The 18,377-nt window shown below is 72.9% G+C and carries 16 protein-coding genes; 4 read left to right on the top strand and 12 right to left on the bottom strand.

The features are described 5' to 3' along the window. Positions 1–304: 304 nt before the first annotated feature. Together V7E46_RS23810 and V7E46_RS23815 are read left to right on the top strand one after the other, a co-directional pair. On the top strand, positions 305–3,052 hold the full coding sequence (locus V7E46_RS23810) for a cellulose binding domain-containing protein (protein ID WP_333770319.1): 2,748 nt from the start codon (positions 305–307) through the stop codon (positions 3,050–3,052). Between the two features lie 132 nt (positions 3,053–3,184). Beyond that, positions 3,185–4,042 carry a 3-hydroxybutyryl-CoA dehydrogenase gene (locus tag V7E46_RS23815; protein WP_333770320.1) on the top strand — a complete coding sequence of 286 codons (858 nt, stop codon included), beginning with the start codon at positions 3,185–3,187 and terminating at the stop codon, positions 4,040–4,042. Between the two features lie 46 nt (positions 4,043–4,088). Here the strand turns inward: V7E46_RS23815 and V7E46_RS23820 are convergent, their stop codons facing one another. Continuing rightward, entirely contained in the window at positions 4,089–4,928 is an 840-nt protein-coding gene (locus V7E46_RS23820) for an ABC transporter ATP-binding protein (RefSeq protein WP_443054322.1), read from the bottom strand. A 184-nt stretch (positions 4,929–5,112) separates the two neighbouring features. Here V7E46_RS23820 and V7E46_RS23825 point away from each other — a divergent pair, with 184 nt between their 5' ends. Next, a complete protein-coding gene (locus V7E46_RS23825) occupies positions 5,113–5,967 on the top strand; it encodes a metallophosphoesterase family protein (protein ID WP_333770321.1) in 855 nt (284 codons plus the stop codon). A gap of 256 nt (positions 5,968–6,223) precedes the next feature. Here V7E46_RS23825 and pheT read toward each other — a convergent pair whose 3' ends face one another. From pheT to infC, 7 genes are all read right to left on the bottom strand, one after another. Next, complete coding sequence (gene pheT / locus V7E46_RS23830) at positions 6,224–8,719, bottom strand: phenylalanine--tRNA ligase subunit beta (RefSeq protein WP_333770322.1); 2,496 nt, start codon at positions 8,717–8,719, stop codon at positions 6,224–6,226. Beyond that, a complete protein-coding gene (gene pheS / locus V7E46_RS23835; RefSeq protein ID WP_333770323.1) occupies positions 8,719–9,840 on the bottom strand; it encodes a phenylalanine--tRNA ligase subunit alpha in 1,122 nt (373 codons plus the stop codon). The genes pheT and pheS overlap by 1 nt, the downstream gene beginning before the upstream one ends. 170 nt (positions 9,841–10,010) lie before the next feature. After that, the gene (locus V7E46_RS23840; protein WP_333770324.1) at positions 10,011–11,183 is read right to left on the bottom strand and encodes a sensor histidine kinase; all 1,173 of its coding nucleotides are present in this window, start codon (positions 11,181–11,183) and stop codon (positions 10,011–10,013) included. 41 nt (positions 11,184–11,224) lie between these two features. Beyond that, positions 11,225–12,082 carry a TrmH family RNA methyltransferase gene (locus tag V7E46_RS23845; protein ID WP_333770325.1) on the bottom strand — a complete coding sequence of 286 codons (858 nt, stop codon included), beginning with the start codon at positions 12,080–12,082 and terminating at the stop codon, positions 11,225–11,227. A gap of 173 nt (positions 12,083–12,255) precedes the next feature. Further along, a complete protein-coding gene (rplT, locus tag V7E46_RS23850; protein ID WP_033178180.1) occupies positions 12,256–12,639 on the bottom strand; it encodes a 50S ribosomal protein L20 in 384 nt (127 codons plus the stop codon). A gap of 98 nt (positions 12,640–12,737) precedes the next feature. Continuing rightward, positions 12,738–12,932, bottom strand: a complete 195-nt coding sequence (gene rpmI, locus V7E46_RS23855; RefSeq protein WP_033178181.1) for a 50S ribosomal protein L35 — start codon at positions 12,930–12,932, stop codon at positions 12,738–12,740. A 108-nt stretch (positions 12,933–13,040) separates the two neighbouring features. Next, positions 13,041–13,697, bottom strand: a complete 657-nt coding sequence (gene infC / locus V7E46_RS23860) for a translation initiation factor IF-3 (protein WP_333770331.1) — start codon at positions 13,695–13,697, stop codon at positions 13,041–13,043. 356 nt (positions 13,698–14,053) lie between these two features. Here infC and V7E46_RS23865 point away from each other — a divergent pair, with 356 nt between their 5' ends. Then, on the top strand, positions 14,054–14,404 hold the full coding sequence (locus V7E46_RS23865) for a DUF1844 domain-containing protein (RefSeq protein ID WP_329180576.1): 351 nt from the start codon (positions 14,054–14,056) through the stop codon (positions 14,402–14,404). A gap of 133 nt (positions 14,405–14,537) precedes the next feature. On the opposite strand, the gene V7E46_RS23870 is transcribed toward V7E46_RS23865, so the two are convergent. The 4 genes from V7E46_RS23870 to V7E46_RS23885 form a co-directional block, all read right to left on the bottom strand. Further along, positions 14,538–15,320: an MIP family channel protein gene (locus tag V7E46_RS23870; RefSeq protein ID WP_443054323.1), complete on the bottom strand. Its 783-nt coding sequence runs from the start codon at positions 15,318–15,320 to the stop codon at positions 14,538–14,540. 164 nt (positions 15,321–15,484) lie between these two features. Continuing rightward, entirely contained in the window at positions 15,485–16,219 is a 735-nt protein-coding gene (locus tag V7E46_RS23875) for an SseB family protein (protein ID WP_333770327.1), read from the bottom strand. Beyond that, the gene (gene mycP, locus V7E46_RS23880; RefSeq protein WP_333770328.1) at positions 16,210–17,451 is read right to left on the bottom strand and encodes a type VII secretion-associated serine protease mycosin; all 1,242 of its coding nucleotides are present in this window, start codon (positions 17,449–17,451) and stop codon (positions 16,210–16,212) included. The genes V7E46_RS23875 and mycP overlap by 10 nt, the downstream gene beginning before the upstream one ends. Beyond that, the gene (locus V7E46_RS23885) at positions 17,448–18,209 is read right to left on the bottom strand and encodes a hypothetical protein (RefSeq protein ID WP_333770329.1); all 762 of its coding nucleotides are present in this window, start codon (positions 18,207–18,209) and stop codon (positions 17,448–17,450) included. Before V7E46_RS23885 ends, mycP begins: the two co-directional genes overlap by 4 nt. Positions 18,210–18,377 lie beyond the last annotated feature (168 nt).

An 18,377-nucleotide genomic window follows, 5' to 3' on the forward strand; every position in this document is an offset into this window, starting at 1 on the left:
CCTGGTGGGCACCCCCTTGCCGAAGGGAACCGCACACCCCCGCCCCCGGCGGAAGCGCACCCGCCGCCGCAGCCGGCGCCCTCAGGCCCGCGCCGGCGGACGGGCGCCCCCTGCCGCAGCGGGAACGGGCCCCATGCCCGGGGGGCGCGCCCCCTGGCGCAAGGGGAGCCGCCGGAGCCCGCGCCCCCCGAGGGCGGATCGTCAGCAAAGGCCTTCTCGGGCCCGAACGGGCCCGCTATCATCGGACCTCTCGTGGGAGCGCTCCCACGACAACCCGTCCGCCCCCCACTCCAAGGACGCCCCCATGCTTCGCAGACCCCTCGCCGCGCTCGTCGCGGCACTCTCCCTGGTCGGCGGCGCCGTCACCGTCGCCTCCGCGACCGCCGCCGCCACCGGCAAGAGCACGGCAAGTGCGGCGCCGGCCGCCGTCTCCGACGCGTACAGCTGGAAGAACGTGCAGATCGGCGGCGGCGGCTTCGTCCCCGGCATCATCTTCAACCAGTCGGAGAAGAACCTCGCCTACGCCCGTACCGACATCGGCGGCGCCTACCGCTGGAACGAGTCCACGAAGTCCTGGACCCCGCTGCTGGACTCCGCGGGCTGGACCGACTGGAACAAGAACGGCGTGGTCAGCCTGGCCACCGACGCGCTGGCACCGGACAAGGTGTACGCGGCGGTCGGCATGTACACCAACTCCTGGGACCCCGGCAACGGCTCGATCCTGCGCTCCTCGGACCGCGGGGCGACCTGGTCGGCGACCGCGCTGCCGTTCAAGCTCGGCGGCAACATGCCCGGCCGCGGCATGGGTGAGCGGCTGGCCATCGACCCGAACAAGGACAGCGTGCTGTACTTCGCCGCCCCCAGCGGCAACGGCCTGTGGCGCAGCACCGACTCGGGCGTCACCTGGGCGAAGGTCACCGCCTTCCCCAACGTGGGCAACTACGTGGCCGACGCGTCCGACAGCACCGGCTACCAGAGCGACAACCAGGGCGACGTGTGGGTGACGTTCGACCCGCGCACCGGCACCAAGGGCGCCACCACGCAGACCATCTACGTGGGCGTGGCCGACAAGGCCAACACCGTCTACCGCTCGACCGACGGCGGCGCCACCTGGTCCCGGCTGGCCGGCCAGCCCACCGGCTACATCGCCCACAAGGGCGTACTGGACTCGGTGAACGGCTACCTCTACCTCGCCACCAGCGACACCGGCGGCCCCTACGACGGCGCCAAGGGCCAGGTCTGGCGGTACGCGACCGCGACCGGCACCTGGACGAACATCAGCCCGATGTCGGACGCCGACACGTACTTCGGCTACAGCGGCCTGACCGTCGACCGGCAGCACCCGGGCACCGTCATGGTCACCGGCTACAGCTCCTGGTGGGCCGACACGCAGATCTTCCGGAGCACCGACAGCGGAGCCACCTGGACCCGGGCCTGGGACACCCCCAGCTACCCGACCCGCAGCGACCGCTACACCATGGACATCTCCGCGTCCCCGTGGCTGAGCTGGGGCGCCAACCCGTCGCCGCCGGAGGAGACCCCCAAGCTCGGCTGGATGACCGAGTCGCTGGAGATCGACCCCTTCAACTCCAACCGCATGTGGTACGGCACCGGCGCCACCGTCTACGGCACCGACAACCTCACCAACTGGGACACCGGCACCAAGTTCACCATCAAACCGAACGCCAGGGGCCTGGAGGAGACCTCGGTCCAGGACCTGATCAGCCCGCCGTCCGGCGCGCCGCTGATCAGCGCGCTCGGTGACATCGGCGGCTTCCGGCACACCGACCTGACCGCGGTCCCGGCGATGATGTTCACCCAGCCGAACTTCACCACCACCACGAGCCTGGACTTCGCGGCCACCAACGCGAACACCATGGTCAGGGTCGGCAACGCGGACACCGGCGCCCATGTCTCCTTCTCCACCGACGACGGCGCCAACTGGTTCGCCGGCAGCGACCCGTCCGGCGTCAGCGGCGGCGGTACGGTCGCCGCGGCGGCCGACGGCAGCCGCTTCCTATGGAGCCCGGCGGGCACCGGCGTCAACTACTCCGTCGGCTTCGGCAACTCCTGGTCCGCCTCCAGCGGCATCCCGACCGGCGCCGCGATCGGGTCCGACCGGGTGAATCCGAAGAAGTTCTACGGCCTGTCCGGCGGCAGGTTCTACCTGAGCACGGACGGCGGCGCGACCTTCACCGCCACCGCGGCCACCGGGCTGCCCACGGAGAACGGCAAGCTCAAGGCGCTGCCGGGCACCGAGGGCGACGTCTGGGTGGCGGGCGGCAGCGGCAGCACGTACGGGCTGTGGCACTCCACCAACTCCGGGGCGTCCTTCACCAAGCTGGCGGGCGTGCAGGAGGCCGACAACATCGGCTTCGGCAAGGCCGCGCCAGGTGCCTCCTACCAGGCCCTCTACAGCAGCGCGAAGGTCGGCGGCGTCCGCGGCGTCTTCCGCTCCACCGACGCGGGCGCGACCTGGGTGCGGATCAACGACAACGCCCACCAGTACGGCGTCACCAACAGCGCCATCACCGGCGACCCGCGGGTCTTCGGCCGGGTGTACGTCGCGACCAACGGCCGCGGCATCATCTACGGCGACACCACGGACACCGGCGGCGGTACGACCCCGCCGACCACACCTCCGACGACGCCTCCGACCACTCCGCCCACCACACCTCCGACCACTCCTCCGACGACCCCGCCCACGACGCCGCCCACCAGCCCGTCGTCCGGGTCCTGCACGGTCGGCTACGCGATCACCAACCAGTGGCCCGGCGGCTTCCAGGCGTCCGTCACGGTCACCAACACCGGCAGCAGCGCGGTCAACGCCTGGCAGCTCGGCTGGTCGTTCACCGCCGGTGAGACGATCAGTTCGCTGTGGAGCGCGAACTACACGCAGAGCGGTGCGGCCGTCTCGGTCACCGCGCCGAGCTGGTCGACCTCGATCCCGGCGGGCGGCAACGCCGTCTTCGGCTTCGGCGGCGTGGTCCAGGGAACCGCGGCGGTGCCTGCCGCCTTCACGCTGAACGGCAGGGCCTGCACGAAGAGCTGACCGTCCGACCCGCCCGACGGCCCCTGCGTGACGCGGGTGGCACCGGCCCGCGCCGGTCCTACCCGCGTCACCGCGTCCTGACAGCGGTAACGTCTGTCCGGTCAACGTGAAGCTGCGCGAAGGGCTGGTCGAGTGAGTGACATCGAGCGCGTCGGTGTGGTCGGCGCGGGCCAGATGGGTTCCGGGATCGCCGAGGTGTGCGCGAAGGCGGGGCTCGACGTCCGGGTCGCCGAGACCACGGGCGAGGCGCTGGAGCTGGGCCGGGCCCGGCTCACCCACTCGCTCGGCAAGGCGGCGGAGCGCGGCAAGATCACCGCGGAGCAGCGGGACGCGGCGCTCGGCAGGCTGAGCTTCACCACGGATCTCGGCGAATTCGCCGACCGCGATCTGGTCATCGAGGCCGTCGTGGAGAACGAGCAGGTCAAGACCGACATCTTCCGGGTGCTCGACCAGGTGGTGACCCGAGAGGACGCGATCCTGGCGTCCAACACCTCATCGATCCCGCTGGTCAGGCTGGCGGTGGCGACCTCCCGCCCGGACCATGTGCTGGGCATCCACTTCTTCAACCCGGCGCCCGTGCAGGCGCTGGTCGAGCTGATCCCGGCGCTCACCACCGGCAGTGAGACCCTCAAGCGCGCGGAACACCTTGTCACCGGCGTCCTGGGCAAGCACGCGATCCGGGCCCAGGACCGCTCGGGCTTCGTGGTGAACGCGCTGCTCGTGCCGTACCTGCTCTCCGCGATCCGGATGTTCGAGTCGGGCATGGCGACCCGTGAGGACATCGACAACGGCATGGAGATGGGCTGCGCCCACCCGATGGGTCCGCTCAAGCTGTCCGACCTGATCGGCCTCGACACCATCGCCGCCATCGCCGACTCGATGTACGCCGAGTACAAGGAGCCGCTGTACGCCGCCCCGCCGATCCTGCAGCGGATGGTGGACGCCGGACGGCTCGGCCGCAAGTCGGGCGCGGGCTTCTACCCGTACTGACCCCTGCCGGCCCCGTACCGCCCGGCCCGGATCCGCCCGGCCGGGCTCAGCTGCCCCCGGTGTGGTCCTCGTAGGCCTTGATCACGGTGTCGGTGGGGCCGTCCATCAGCAGCTCGCCCTTCTCCAGCCACAGCACCCGGTCACAGGTGTCGCGGATGGAGGTGTTGTCGTGGCTGACCAGGAAGACCGTGCCGGCCTCCTTGCGCAGCTCGCGGATGCGCTCCTCCGAGCGGCGCTGGAAGTCGCGGTCGCCGGTGGCCAGCGCCTCGTCGATCATCAGCACGTCGTGGTTCTTGGCCGCCGCGATCGAGAACCGCAGCCGGGCCGCCATGCCGGAGGAGTACGTACGCATCGGCAGCGAGACGAAGTCGTCCTTCTCGTTGATCCCGGAGAAGTCGACGATGCCCTGGTAGCGCTGGTGGACCTCCTCCCGGGACATGCCCATCGCGAGCGCTCCGAGGATCACGTTGGCGGCCCCGGTCAGGTCGTTCATCAGCGCCGCGTTCACCCCGAGCAGCGAGGGCTGGCCGTCGGTGTAGACCCGGCCGCGGTCGGGCGGGAGCAGGCCCGCGATGGCCTTGAGCAGGGTGGATTTGCCCGAGCCATTGGAACCGATGATGCCGATCGCCTCGCCGCGGTAGGCGGTGAAGCTGACGTCCTTGATCGCGTGCACGGTCTGCACACTGGGCGCGCCCTGCCGCAGCAGCACCCGGCGCAGCGCCATGGTGGCATTGCCGTGGCCGGTGCCGGCGCCGTAGATCCGGTAGATCACATGCAGGCCGTCGACCACGACGGTCGGCACCCCTCGCGGCAGCACGGGCCGCGGCCCGGTGTCCTGCCCGGCCTTCGGCTCTTCCTCCGCCGCACCGGCTGTCTGTTCGGCCACGTCCGTACCTCCTCGGACGACCAGAAGAACGCGTGCCCGCGCACCCCGCCACCGTCGCCCGGAACGGCGCGACCGGCCACAGGTGCGGCGGCAGCCGGGTGACGGAGCCCGCGAGCCCGCACCTGTGCCGAAACCGTCGCAGGGCCGTCGCGGCCCTGGCGCGTACCGGATGCAAGGATGCCCCATGCGCCAAGACCTCGAACGCATCGCTCTGATCTCCGACGTCCATGGAAACCTGACGGCGCTCGGAGCCGTCCTCGACGACATCGACGCCCGGGGGATCACCAGGATCTTCAACCTCGGCGACTACGTGGGCAAGGGGCCGCGCGGAAAGGAGGTGGTGGACGTCTGCCGGGAGCGCTGCGAGGTGAACATCCTCGGGAACTGGGACGACGCTCTGCCCGACCCGGACCGGGACGACGACAGCGCGGCACTGGCGTGGTGGCTCGCCCAGCTGTCCGCGGGGCAGGGCGAGTGGCTGCGCGGCCTGCCCTTCAGCCACGACTTCCTGATCAGCGGCCGCCAGGTGCGGCTCTTCCACGCGTCCCCCACCTCGGTGCACCGGCGGATCCGCTTCGACCACGACGAGGCCGAGTTCCTGGAGCTGTTCAGCAACACGCCCGCCACCGGGGACGGCCCGCCGCCCACGGTGGTCGGTTACGGCGACACCCACGACCCGTACTACGAGGTGGACCGCGAGCGCCGGACGGTGTTCAACACCGGAAGCGTCGGCAACAGCCTGGACGACCCGACCCCGGTCTATGTCATCGCGGAGGGGGTCTGCGGCTCACCGGACGACGCGCCCTTCTCCCTGCAGTCCGTACGGGTGCCCTACGACGTCGAAGCCGAACTGGCGGTGGCACGGGCGATGGGGATGCCGGAACTCGACGGTTACGCGGCCGAGTTGCGGCACGGGGTCTACCGCAGGGACTTCTTCACCGGCACGGCACCCGCCTATCACCGCCGTTCCCGGGAGTCGCGGGAGTCGCGGGAGTCGCGGGAGTCGCGGGAGTCGCGGGAGTCGCGGGCCGGCTCGTAGCGGCTACGGCGCCGACAGCACGGTGGTACGGAAGCGGGGCGCGCGCGGGCAGGTGTCGCGGGACAGGACGAGCAGGGCGACGTCGCCGGAGGACCGGCCGCCGGGGTGCTGGACGATCTCCGCGCGTAGCCGCGGCCCGTCAGGGGCGCGGGGAACTGCGCGGCCGGCCGAGACGCACCGCACGTGCGAATGCCGCCGCAAGTGGCACGCCCCCAAGGGGCGAGGGGGCCCGGGTGGGCCCCCTCGCCCGGCACGGTCAGGCGCCGCGGAGGGTGGCGTTCGTACGGCCCGCCGCCGAGGCGACGGCGGCGTCACGCGCCCCCGACGCCTCCTCGGCGGTCAGCGTGCGGTCCGCCGCCCGGAAGCGCAGCGCATACGCCAGGGACTTGCGGCCCTCGCCGATCTGCGGCCCGGTGAAGATGTCGAAGAGGCGTACTGATTCGAGCAGTTCACCGGCGCCCGCCCGCAGCGCCGCCTCGACGTCCGCGGCCGGAACCCCCGCGTCGACCACGAGGGCGACGTCCTGCGTGGCCACGGGGAAGGTCGAGACCCGCGGCCCGGTGGCGCGCTCGCCGCCGGCCGCCTCGACCAGGTCGAGGTCGATCTCCATCGCGCACGTCCGCTCGGGCACCCCGAAGGCCTTGGTGACCCGGGGGTGGAGTTCACCCGCGTGCCCCACGACCGCCTCGCCCGCCAGCAGGACGGCGCACCGCCCGGGGTGGAAGGGCGCGTACTGGCCGGCCCGTACGGTGAGGGTGACGCCCGCCTCACCGGCGACGGTCCGTGCGGCCTCGATCGCGTCGGCCCAGGTCGCGGTGTGGCCCGCGCCCCACCAGCCGGGCAGCTCGCGCGCGCCGGCCAGCACCGCGCCGACCCGCCGCGGCTGGTCGGGCAGCGCCGCCTGGAGCGCGGCGATCTCCTCGTCGGTGGGCCGCCGGTCGATCGTCAGCCGCGGCGGCAGGACCTGCTCGGCGCCGGGCAGGAAGACCAGCCCGGTCTCGTACAGCGCGAGGTCGTGCGCGCCGCGCCCGAGGTTGCGGCGCAGCGTGGCGAGCAGCCCGGGCAGCAGCGTGGTGCGCAGCGCCGGCTCGGTGTCGTCGAGCGGGTTGGCGAGCCGTACCGTACGGCGCCGCGCGTCGTCCGCGTCCAGGCCGAGCTGGTCGAAGACCTCCGCGCCGACGAAGGGGTAGCTCAGCGCCTCGACGTAGCCGGCGCCGGCCAGCACCCGGCCGACCCGGCGGCGCAGCAGCTGCGACTCGGTCAGGCCGCGGCCCGCGGGCGGCTGCGGCAGGGTCGAGGGCAGGTTCTCGTAGCCTTCGAGCCTGATGACCTCTTCCGCGAGGTCGTTGGGGTACGACAGGTCGGGGCGCCAGGACGGCACGGTGACGGTCAGCTCGTCGCCGCCCCGGACCTCGCAGCCGATCTCCTGGAGGCGGCGGACGACGGTCTCGCGGCCGTACGCGGTGCCGGCCACCCGGTCGGGGTGGCCGGCGGCCATCGCGATGGTGCGCGGCTGCGATGGTGCGGCGATCTCGGTGACGCCGGGCTCCGCGGTGCCGCCGGCCAGGCCGACCAGCAGGTCGACGGTGCGCTGCACGGCGGCGGAGGTGGCGAGCGGGTCGGTGCCGCGTTCGAAGCGCCGGGACGCCTCGGAGCCGAGCTTGTGCCGGCGCGAGGTGCGGGCGATCGGGATCGGCGCGAAGTGCGCGGCCTCGATGACGACGTCGGTGGTGCCCTCGGCCTCGGCGGCGTCGGCGATCTCGGTGTCGGCTCCGCCCATGATGCCGGCCAGGCCGATCGGCCCGCTGTTGTCGGTGATGACCAGGTCCTCGGTGCCGAGGATCCGCTCGGCACCGTCCAGGGTGGTCAGCTTCTCGCCGGGCTGTGCGCGGCGCACGCCGATGGGCCCGTCGATCCGGGACCGGTCGTAGGCGTGCAGCGGCTGGCCCACTTCGAGCATCACGTAGTTGGTGATGTCGACGGTGAGCGAGATCGGGCGCATGCCGACCTTCTGCAGCCGCCGCTGGAGCCAGATCGGCGAGTGCGCCCGGGGGTCGAGGCCGGTCACCGTACGGGCGGTGAAGCGGTCGCAGCCGTCCGGGTCGGCGATCCGCACCGGGTAGCCGTCGCCGTTGTGCGCGGGCACGTCGAGCAGCGCGGGATCGCGCAGCGGCACCCCGTAGGCGATGGCGGCCTCGCGGGCGACCCCGCGCAGCGACAGGCAGTAGCCGCGGTCGGGGGTGACCGCGATGTCCAGCACCTCGTCGACCAGTTCGAGCAGCTCGATCGCGTCGGTGCCGGGCTCGGCGTCGGACGGCAGCACGATGATGCCGTCGTGGTCCTCGCCCATGCCCAGTTCGCGGGCGGAGCAGATCATGCCGTGCGAGGTGTGGCCGTAGGTCTTGCGGGCGGAGATCTGGAAGTCGCCGGGCAGGACACCGCCGGGCAGGATCACCACGACCTTGTCGCCGACGGCGAAGTTGCGGGCGCCGCAGACGATCTCCTGCGGCTCGCCGCTGCCGTTGGCGTCGGCGACGTCGACCGTACAGAAGCGGATCGGCTTCTTGAAGCCCTCCAGCTCCTCGATGGTCAGCACCCGGCCGACGACCAGCGGGCCCTTGAGCCCGGCGCCGAGCTGGTCGACGGTCTCGACCTCCAGACCGGCGGAAATGAGCTTGGCCTGGACGTCGCGGCCGGTGACTCCGGCGGGCAGGTCGACGTACTCCCGCAGCCAAGAAAGCGGGACCCGCATCAGATCTCCATCCCGAACGGGAGGGTGAAGCGCACGTCACCCTCGACGATGTCTCGCATGTCCTCGACGTTGTGGCGGAACATCAGCATCCGCTCGATGCCGAAGCCGAACGCGAAGCCGCTGTACTTCTCCGGGTCCACGCCGCAGGCGGTGAGCACCCGGGGGTTGACGACACCGCAGCCGCCGAGTTCGATCCAGCCTTCGGAGGAGCAGGTGCGGCAGGGGCGGTCGGGATTCCCGACGGAGGCGCCGCGGCAGACGTAGCAGAGCATGTCCATCTCGGCGGACGGCTCGGTGAAGGGGAAGTGGTTGGGCCGCAGCCGGGTGGTCATGCCCTCGCCGAACAGCGAGACCACCATGTGGTCCAGGGTGCCCTTGAGGTCGGCCATGGTCAGGCCCTCGTCCACGGCGAGCAGTTCGACCTGCGCGAAGACCGGGGTGTGGGTGGCGTCCAGCTCGTCGGAGCGGTAGACGCGGCCCGGCGCGATCACGTAGACGGGCAGGTCGCGCTCCAGCAGGGCGCGGATCTGCACCGGCGAGGTGTGGGTGCGCAGGACGACGCCGGACTCGCTGCGGCCGTCGGGGCCCGCGACGAAGAAGGTGTCCTGGGTCTCGCGGGCCGGGTGGTCGGGCGGGAAGTTCAGCGCGTCGAAGTTGAACCACTCGGCCTCGGCCTCGGGGCCTTCGGCGACCTCGTAGCCCATGGCCACGAAGATGTCCTCGATCCGCTCGGACAGCGTGGTGAGCGGGTGCCGGGCACCGGCCGGGCGGCGGTCGTACGGCAGGGTGACGTCGACGGCCTCCTCGACCAGGACCCGCGCGTCGCGCTCGGCCTCCAGTTCCGCCTGTCGGGCGGCCAGGGCCTGGTTGACCGCGCCGCGGGCCTGGCCCACCCGCTTGCCCGCCTCGGCCTTGGCCTGCGGGGGCAGGGCGCCGATCTCGCGGTTGGCGAGCGCCAGCGGCGAGCCGCCACCGGTGTGCGCGGTCTTCGCATGGGCGAGTGCTTCGAGGTCGCCCGCGGCCGCGATGGCGGCGAGCGCGTCAGCGCGCATCCGCTCGATCGCGTCCGGCTTGAGCGCCTCGACCTCGACAGGGTCGTACGACTTATTCGGTGCCGACATCTCTTCCCGTTCCGAAATGGATGATGTGGGGGGCGCCTCGCGTGCCGACGTTCCGGTGGAGGCTCTGCCCGACCGGACACATGCCAGGGCACGAGTCTACTGGCGCCGCGGGGACCGGCGGTTTTCGCCCGTCGCGGCGGTCCCGGTGGGCCGCGGGCGGCGGCGCCGCCTCAGGCCATGAACGCGGGTGCCCCGACGGGCAGGATAAATCGGAATTCGGCGCCGCCGCCCGCCGCCCTGCCCACCGCGATGGTGCCGCCGTGCGCCTCGACGATGCCCTTGACGATGTAGAGGCCCAGGCCCGTGCCGCCGCGCTTGCTGCCCCGCCAGAAGCGGGTGAACACGCGGCTCATGGACTCCTCCGGGATGCCTGGCCCCTCGTCGCTCACGGTGACCGCCGTGCCGGTGGACCGCCGGTCGCCGTTGGCGTACGAGGGTCCCACCTCGATGGTGACAGTCCCTTCGCCGTGCCGCACCGCGTTTTCCAGCAGATTGCCGAGCACCTGGTCGATCTTGTCCGGGTCGGCCCACAGCGCGGGCAGCGGCTGCCCGACCCGCAGACTGAACCGGTCCGGCCGCTGGCCCGCCGCGACGTGCCCGTCGACGTGCCGCTGTACGGCCGCGGCCAGGTCGACCGGCTGGCGGCGCACTTCGAGCCGGCCGGAGTCGATGCGGGAGATGTCCAGGAGTTCGGCGATCAGCCGGGTGACGCGGTTGGCGTCGGCGTCGACGGTCTCCAGCATCAGCTTCTTCTGGTCCTCGGTGAAGCGCTCCCACTTGGCGAGCAGGGTCGCGGTGAAGCCCTTGACCGACGTCAGCGGTGAGCGCAGTTCGTGCGCGACGGTGGCGATCAGCTCGGCGTGGCTGCGCTCGGTACGCCGCCGGGCGTCGGTGCCGCGCAGGGTGACCACCAGCCGGCGCACCGGCCCTTTGGGCCGCTCGCGGACGTACCGGGCGGCGACCAGCACTTCACGGCCGCCGGGCAGCAGCAGATTGCGCTCGGGCTGGCCGGCCCTGATCGCCAGGCCGCCGTAGGGGTCGGTGAGCTGCCACCAGCGGCGGCCTTCGAGGTCTTCGAGCGGCAGGGCCTGCTCCACGGGCCGCCCCAGGACGTCCTGCGGCCGCAGCGCGGTGATCCGGGCGGCGGCGGAGTTGAAGCACACCACCCGTCCGGTGTGGTCGGCGACCAGCAGCCCGTCGGGCAGGTCGTCGGGGTGCAGGCCGCACCAGTCCGCGGCGCTGTGGTGCGAGCCGGCCGCCGGGTCCTGTTCCGGCCCCGGCGGGTCCGCGGGCAGGACCGTCGGCGCGCTGTGCGCGCCGTTCCTTCGCGCCGTGACACCCATGCGCGCCACCCCCTCTCAGGGTCCCCCGGGCCGCCACCCTACTAGCTGGAGGTCACGCTGCGGCACCCTGCGGGCGCACGCTGCTCACGGGCGGAGGCGTAAAGGCAGACGGCGGCGGCCGTGGCGAGGTTGAGGCTTTCCGCGCGCCCGTGGATGGGGACGCGCACCACCTCGTCGGCGAGGGCCCTGGTTTCCGCGGGCAGGCCCCAGGCCTCGTTCCCGAAGATCCAGGCGGTGGGGCCGCGCATGGTGCCCTCGTCCAGCTCCGCGTCCAGGTCCCGCTCGCCCGCGCCGTCGGCGGCCAGGACGCGTACGCCCGCGGTGCGCAGCCCGGCGACCGCGTCCTGGACCGGCACCCCGACCGCGACCGGCAGGTGGAAGAGGCTGCCGGCCGAGGCGCGTACCGCCTTGGGGTTGTACAGGTCGACCGAGGCGTCGGTGAGCACCACCGCGTCGGCCCCCGCCGCGTCGGCGCAGCGCAGCACGGTGCCGGCGTTGCCCGGGTCGCGGACGTGGGCCAGGACGGCGACCAGCCGGGGCCGGGCGCGCAGGATGTCGGCGAAGGGCGTGTCGAGGAAGCGGCAGACGCCGACCACGCCCTGCGGGGTGACGGTGTCGGAGATCTCCGCCATGACCTCGGGCGTCGCGGTCAGTACGGGCGCGCCGGCCGCGCGGGCCGCCGCGATCAGGTCGGCGTGCCGCTCGGCCGCCTCGGGCGTGGCGTACAGCTCGACCAGGGTGCGCCCCGCGGGTCCCCCGGGGTGCGCGACGGCCTCCCGTACGGCCTGCGGGCCCTCGGCGAGGAAGCGCCGCTCCTTGCCGCGGAAGCTGCGCCGGGCCAGCCGGTGCGCGGCGGTGACCCGCGCGGAACGCAGCGAGGTCAGCTCGGGGGTGGGCATCGGTGCTCGCTTCCAGGTGCCGGCCGGCACCGTCCGGTCCGCCGCTGCGGACGTCAGCCGGAACAGCGGCCGTCCGGTGGTGCCGGGCGGACCGCGAACGGACAAACAGCGGACCCGCGGGCGGCGCTACCGCCCGCGGGTCCCGGGAACCGCTCTGCCCTCGGCGTGCGGCGTCACGCCGCCTTCGGCGCGTTCACATCCGCGGGCAGCGCCTTCTGCGCGACCTCGACCAGCGCCGCGAAGGCGTTGGCGTCGTTCACGGCCAGCTCGGCGAGGATCTTGCGGTCGACCTCGACGTTGGCGGCCTTGAGACCCTGGATGAAGCGGTTGTAGGTGATGCCGTTGGCGCGGGCAGCGGCGTTGATGCGCTGGATCCACAGCTGGCGGAAGTCGCCCTTGCGCTTCTTGCGGTCGTTGTAGTTGTAGACCAGGGAGTGGGTGACCTGCTCCTTGGCCTTGCGGTACAGGCGCGAACGCTGCCCGCGGTAACCGCTGGCCTGCTCCAGGATCGCCCGGCGCTTCTTCTGGGCGTTGACTGCCCGCTTGACGCGTGCCACTTGATGACTCCTTCTAGGGGACCGCGGTCGTACTCACGCGGTCCGAAAGCGAATGGACTCCCGGCCAGGGACGATGCGCCCGGGTCGGGGCACGGCCGTCACTTGCCGAGCAGCTTCTTGATCTTCTTGGCGTCGGGCTTGGCCACCTCGACCGTGCCGGTCAGGGCGCGCGTCTTGCTGGACGGCTTGTGCTCGAGCAGGTGGCGCTTGCCGGCGCGCTCACGCAGCACCTTGCCGGAGCCGGTGATCTTGAAGCGCTTGCTCGCACCACTGTGCGTCTTGTTCTTCGGCATGGCGCCGTAGTCTCCTCGTCGCTGGCCTTCCCGTCCGCCGGAGGGCGCACGGGGAGCGTCAGTTCTGCATTACCGACCCGGAGCCGGGGCTCCGGGATGTCCTTCGTCTCAGCCGGCGTCGGCCGGGGCCTCGACCTGCTCGTCCGTGTCCACGTCCGTGTCCTCGTCGGCCGGCGCGTCACCCGCGGCGTCGCCCTGACGGCTCGCCTTGCGGGCGGCCTGTGCCTCGCGGGCTTCGGCCATGGCCTCGGTCTTCTTCTTGTGCGGACCGAGGACCATGATCATGTTCCGGCCGTCCTGCTTCGGATTCGACTCGATGAAGCCGAGGTCCTGGACGTCCTCCGCGAGCCGCTGCAGCAGCCGGTAGCCGAGCTCCGGCCGGGACTGCTCGCGTCCGCGGAACATGATGGTGATCTTGACCTTGTCGCCCTGCTTGAGGAACCGGACGACGTGACCCTTTTTGGTGTCGTAGTCGTGCGGGTCGATCTTCGGCCGGAGCTTCATCTCCTTGATGACCGTGTGCGCCTGGTTCTTGCGCGCCTCACGGGCCTTCATGGCCGACTCGTACTTGAACTTCCCGTAGTCCATGAGCTTGCACACGGGCGGACGTGCGTTCGCCGCCACCTCGACCAGGTCGAGGTCGTACTCCTGCGCAAGCTCCAGGGCCTTGGCAAGCGGCACGATGCCGACCTGCTCGCCGCTGGGACCGACAAGTCGCACCTCGGGAACGCGAATCCGGTCGTTGATGCGGGGCTCGGCGCTGATGGGGCCTCCTCGGTTGCACCACGCGGCTGACTGGCCGACAGCCGCGCTTGAGTCTGTCTTCGTCCGACCGACCCGTACCCAAGGCGCAGAAAACGCCCCGTACGGGACACAGGCGGGGCTCCTCACAACCGGGAGCACCGCCGCGTTTATTCCGCGGGGCGCATCGGACGGCGGTCACCGGTGTCATACCGGTGCTTGCCGTCTGACCGGGACCCGTCGGCCTTCCGGCCGATCAGGTGGGAGATCGGAGCCTCCACTTGGTGGTCGGTCACATGGGTGGCCGACCGGTCGTTCCCCCAGCATACCAGCGTGGGGGCGGAGGCCGTAATCGGCCGGACGGGGCATATCGTGGCGGCATGAGCGACGCACCTGCCCCCGGCTTCGACGATATGACCCGCGACATCGCGGACGTGCCCGCCGTCGAGGTGATCACCACGGTGGCCGTCCACCTGATGAGCGCGGCGGCGGTGAACCTCGGCCTGGCCGAGGAGGGTGCGCAGCACAAGGACCTCGACGAGGCCCGCAAGCTCATCCAGGCGCTGGCCGGCCTGGTCACCGCCAGCGCCACCGAGATCAGCACCTTCCACGCGGCGCCGCTGCGCGACGGGCTGAAGTCGCTGCAGCTGGCCTTCCGCGAGGCGTCGGTGGTGCCGGACGAGCCGGGTCAGGGACCCGGCGAGAAGTACACAGGGCCGGTCTTCGGCTGACCGGGGGCCTGTCGCTGCGGTCCGGGGCCGGTCCTCGGCCGACCGGCGGGGGTCCTTCACTGCGGTCCGGGGCCGGTCCTCGGCCGACCGGCCCCGGGCTGTCGCTGTGGTCCGCGTGGCGCGCATCCGGCCCTCAGCCCTCTTCGCCGACGGCCCGCGCGGCGGTCTCGGCCTCGGCCGACGCCGCCCTGGCCGCGCGGACCGCGGCGAGCGCCGGGTGGGTCACCTCGTGCACCAGCGCGGCCAGGACCGCGCCGATCAGCGGCGCGATCAGGAACAGCCACACCTGCGACAGCGCCGGGCTGCCCGCGAAGAGCGCGGGGGCCAGGCTGCGGGCCGGGTTCACCCCGGTGCCGGTCAGCGGGATGCCGACCAGGTGGACCACGACGAGCGCCATGCCGATGGGCAGTCCGTCGAAGCCGACCACCGCGATCCGGTGGGTGACCGCGAGCACCACGTAGACCAGCAGGAAGGTCAGGATCAGCTCCGCGACGAAGGCGCCGAAGATGGTGACGCCGACCGCCGAGCGGTAGCCGTAGCCGTTGGTGCCGAAGGCGCCGTGCGTCCGCAGCCCGGGCACCTGCTTGGCGACCAGCAGCAGCAGCGCGGCGCCCGCGATGGCGCCGAGGACCTGGGCGATCCAGTATTCGACGGCGGTGCGCACCGTGATCCGGCGTGCGACCAGCATGCCCAGGGTGACCGCCGGGTTCACGTGGCTGCCGGAGATCGGGCCGATCGTGTAGGCGATGGCCAGCAGGACCAGGCCGAACGCGAACGCGATGCCCAGGGTGCCGATGTACTCCCCGGAGAGCACGGCCGCGCCCACCGCGAAGAAGACCAGCACAAGGGTGCCGAGGAATTCGCAGATGAAGGCCCGCTGGTCGTCGGGCGTCCGGTTCTCGGTGATCGTTCGCATGTCCATCAGGACCTCCACGAAGATGATCTCTGGCCTGCTCTCGCATTGTCGGCTTTTCGGGTGAAACGCACATCCCGGATCAAAGCCGTACGGAGCGGATACGGGGGGCCTTGCGGGTGCCGGGAGGTCCCGAGGGCGGGCGGACCGGCGGAAACGGTGCCCGGTCAGCGGGTGAAGAGCGGTTCCCCCGGCAGTGTGGCGTCCGGCGGCAGCAGGGCCAGGTCGAGGCCCTGGCGCAGGCCCGCCCGCAGCGTGTCGTCCGCGGCCAGCGCCGCGGCCAGCGCCCGGCCGGTCCGCTCGGCGTCCGCGCCCGGCGCGAGTACCAGGCCGAGGGTGCCGTCGCCGTCGGTGCCCGGCGCCAGGTGGGCGCGCGCCACGCCGGGCTCTGCGGCCACCGCGGCCCGCAGCGCGGCGCGTACCGCCGGGTCGTCCAGCGGTCCGCCGCGGCCGGGACCGCGGGCGGCGGACGCCAGCGCGGCTCCGGTCAGCTCGTACGCGACCGGCCCCGCGAGGTCGATCAGCAGGGTGTCGGCCCCCTCTTGCGCGAGTGCCCGCAGCGCCTGGTGCAGGGGTACGGCGACCGGCCGCGCGTCCCGGCGCCAGCGGGTCAGCGCGGCGGTGGAGGTGAACGCGGGCAGGGCCCGGCGCCCGTCAGGCGCGTGGATGGTCGGCACCGCCATGTCGCTGCTCTTCTCCCGGCGCAGCCCGTCCTCGCCGGTCTCCGCCTCGGCCAGCACGGCGACCACCGGGACCAGCAGCCGGGCGGTGTGCAGGGCCTCGACCACCGCCGCCTCCTTGCCGCGGTCGGCGGCCCACGCGGCAAGGGCCGCGGTCAGCGCGGGGGCCGCGGAGCCGTCGTCGCCGGCGTAACCGGAGTCGGGGATGTTCTTCAACGCCACTCCGGCACCCTATCCGGCTGCGGTACGCCGCCCCCCACCGCGGCGGCGTGGCGCCGCGGCCGGAACCACAGCAGTGCGGCCAGCGCGATCAGCACCGCCCCGGCCGCGCCGAACGCGGCGGCGACACCATTGCCGAGGACACTCGACCCTGCGGCCGGCGCCGGCATCGCGGCGGGCCCCGAGCCGAAGTAGCGGTGCGGGTAGCTCGCGGCGGCGGGCGCGAGCGGCCCCGGCTTGAGCTTCGCCGCGGCGGCGAGTGCCGCGGCGGGATCGATCTCACCGGTGCCGAGTTCGTCGCTCCTGCCGCCCCTGGGCCTGTGCCGGGTGGTGTCCTGGAGCACCTGCTTGATCTGCAGCGGGCTCAGCTCGGGATAGGCGGACCTGAGCAGCGCGGCGGCGCCCGACACATAGGCCGAGGCGGCGCTCGTGCCCAGACCGTCGTAATACTTGCGGTCCGGGTCGGCCATCACCACGTCCTCGCCCGGCGCGGCCACCGAGGCGTACCAGCGGTGTGTGGAGAAGGCGGGGTGGCCGCCGCTCTGATTCACCGCGGCCACCGCGATCACCCCGGCGTAGGCGGCGGGGTAGGAGGAGCGGTCGGCCTTGTCGCCGCTGTTTCCCGCGGACGCCACCACGACGACACCCTTGCCGAGGGCGTACTGAATGGCGTCGGACTCGGCTGCTACGGGTGCGGCCGTCGCGCTGTCGTCGCCGAGTGAGAGGTTGATGACGTCGGCGCCGTGGTCGACCGCCCAGCGGATGCCCTCGGGCAGTGCGCCGCCGCGGCTCTTCCTGGCCTTGTCGCGCTGTGGGTCCTTCTCCTCCAGGATCACCCGCACCGGCAGGATCCTGGCCTCCGGCGCGATCCCGAGCACACCTCTGCCGTTGCCCGGCCCGTGGCCGTGCCCGGCGATGATCGCGGCCATGCCGGTGCCGTGGTTGGCCCACGAGGTGTCGCCGCGCGCGGCGCCGAAGCCGACCAGGTCCTTGCCGGTGAGCACCTGTCCTGTGAGGTCGGGGTGGGTGGCGTCCACGCCGGTGTCGAGCACGGCGACGGTCACGCCCGCGCCCTTGGTGGTCTGCCACGCCGTCTGCGCGTGCAGCGCGTCCAGCGCCCATTCCCGGTCCCTGACGGTGTCCGCGGCGGCGGGCCCGCCGCCGACCGCGAGGAGCGCGGCGGCGGCCGTGACGACGGCGGCCGACCGGACCGGCAGGGTGGTGCGGCGGATCATCGGTGCTTCTCCGTCCCGGCGGTGCTGGTCGGGTGCAGTTCCGCGTCGACCGCGGTGGTCAGCCGCTCGTCGATCGCCTTGGCCAGGCCGGTGGCGTCGTGGCCGAGGCCCGCCTGGGCGGGGGCGGTGGTGGCGCCCGCTGCCGTCGCCAGTGCCGCGGGCTGCGGGCTCGGTATGGCGCGGCCGTCGGCGAAGCCGCTCACCGCGTAGACGACGAAGGGCAGGTCGGCGGAGATCTGGACGTCCCAGCTGCCGCGCTGCGAGGCGCCGAAGCGGGCCGCGGGAGTGCCGGGGAAGGCCACCGGACGCGGTATCAGGTCGGTGCGGTCGCCGAGGTGCTCGCCGGTCCAGCGCCGGCTGAGCGCCTGCATGCCGGAAGGCTCCGCGGCCGTGACGAGCAGGCCGACCGTCGTGACCGTGGTCGACGTGCTGTCGGCGTAGGTCGCCCGCAGCAGCCGCTGGCAGCCGGCAGGCGCCAGGACCCGGTCGAGCAGCGGGTCGAAGGCGCCGGTACAGCCGCCGGGCGCGGCGACCCCGATCCGGGTCCACGAACGGTCCGAGCCGCCCGGTCCCGCGCCCTTGCCGCTCACGGTCGGAGGGAAGAGCGTGTCGACCGGCGCGCTGTGCCACACCTGCCGCGCCTGGCCGAATTCCGCGGCGCTCCCGGGAGCGGCGGGCGGCGCCTGGTGCGGGCCGTGGTTGAGCACGGCCCCGGCGACGGACCCGCCGATGAGGCCGAGCCCGAGCACGACGCACACAGCGACGGCGCCCCTGACCCCGGCGGTACGGCGCGGCGCGCCTTGCGGGGGCGACGGTGCCGGCGCCGCGGGCGGCACCCGGGGCGGCGGCGCGGCGGCCGCCCCCCCCCCCCCCGCCATTCCCGGGCGCAACCCCGCATCCCGGGCGCTTATCGGACGTCCACCGTG

This window comes from Streptomyces sp. IBSBF 2435 (assembly GCF_036815005.1).
Classification (GTDB): domain Bacteria; phylum Actinomycetota; class Actinomycetes; order Streptomycetales; family Streptomycetaceae; genus Actinacidiphila.

Bases quoted from the DNA above. Each gene is read 5' to 3' on its own strand.
- V7E46_RS23810 (WP_333770319.1), top strand. From the start codon at position 305: ATGCTTCGCAGACCCCTCGCCGCGCTCGTCGCGGCACTCTCCCTGGTC.
- V7E46_RS23870 (WP_443054323.1), bottom strand. From the start codon at position 15,320: ATGCGAACGATCACCGAGAACCGGACGCCCGACGACCAGCGGGCCTTC.
- V7E46_RS23845 (WP_333770325.1), bottom strand. From the start codon at position 12,082: ATGCCCACCCCCGAGCTGACCTCGCTGCGTTCCGCGCGGGTCACCGCC.
- mycP (WP_333770328.1), bottom strand. From the start codon at position 17,451: ATGATCCGCCGCACCACCCTGCCGGTCCGGTCGGCCGCCGTCGTCACG.
- V7E46_RS23840 (WP_333770324.1), bottom strand. From the start codon at position 11,183: ATGGGTGTCACGGCGCGAAGGAACGGCGCGCACAGCGCGCCGACGGTC.
- V7E46_RS23865 (WP_329180576.1), top strand. From the start codon at position 14,054: ATGAGCGACGCACCTGCCCCCGGCTTCGACGATATGACCCGCGACATC.
- pheS (WP_333770323.1), bottom strand. From the start codon at position 9,840: ATGTCGGCACCGAATAAGTCGTACGACCCTGTCGAGGTCGAGGCGCTC.
- rpmI (WP_033178181.1), bottom strand. From the start codon at position 12,932: ATGCCGAAGAACAAGACGCACAGTGGTGCGAGCAAGCGCTTCAAGATC.
- pheT (WP_333770322.1), bottom strand. From the start codon at position 8,719: ATGCGGGTCCCGCTTTCTTGGCTGCGGGAGTACGTCGACCTGCCCGCC.
- V7E46_RS23825 (WP_333770321.1), top strand. From the start codon at position 5,113: ATGCGCCAAGACCTCGAACGCATCGCTCTGATCTCCGACGTCCATGGA.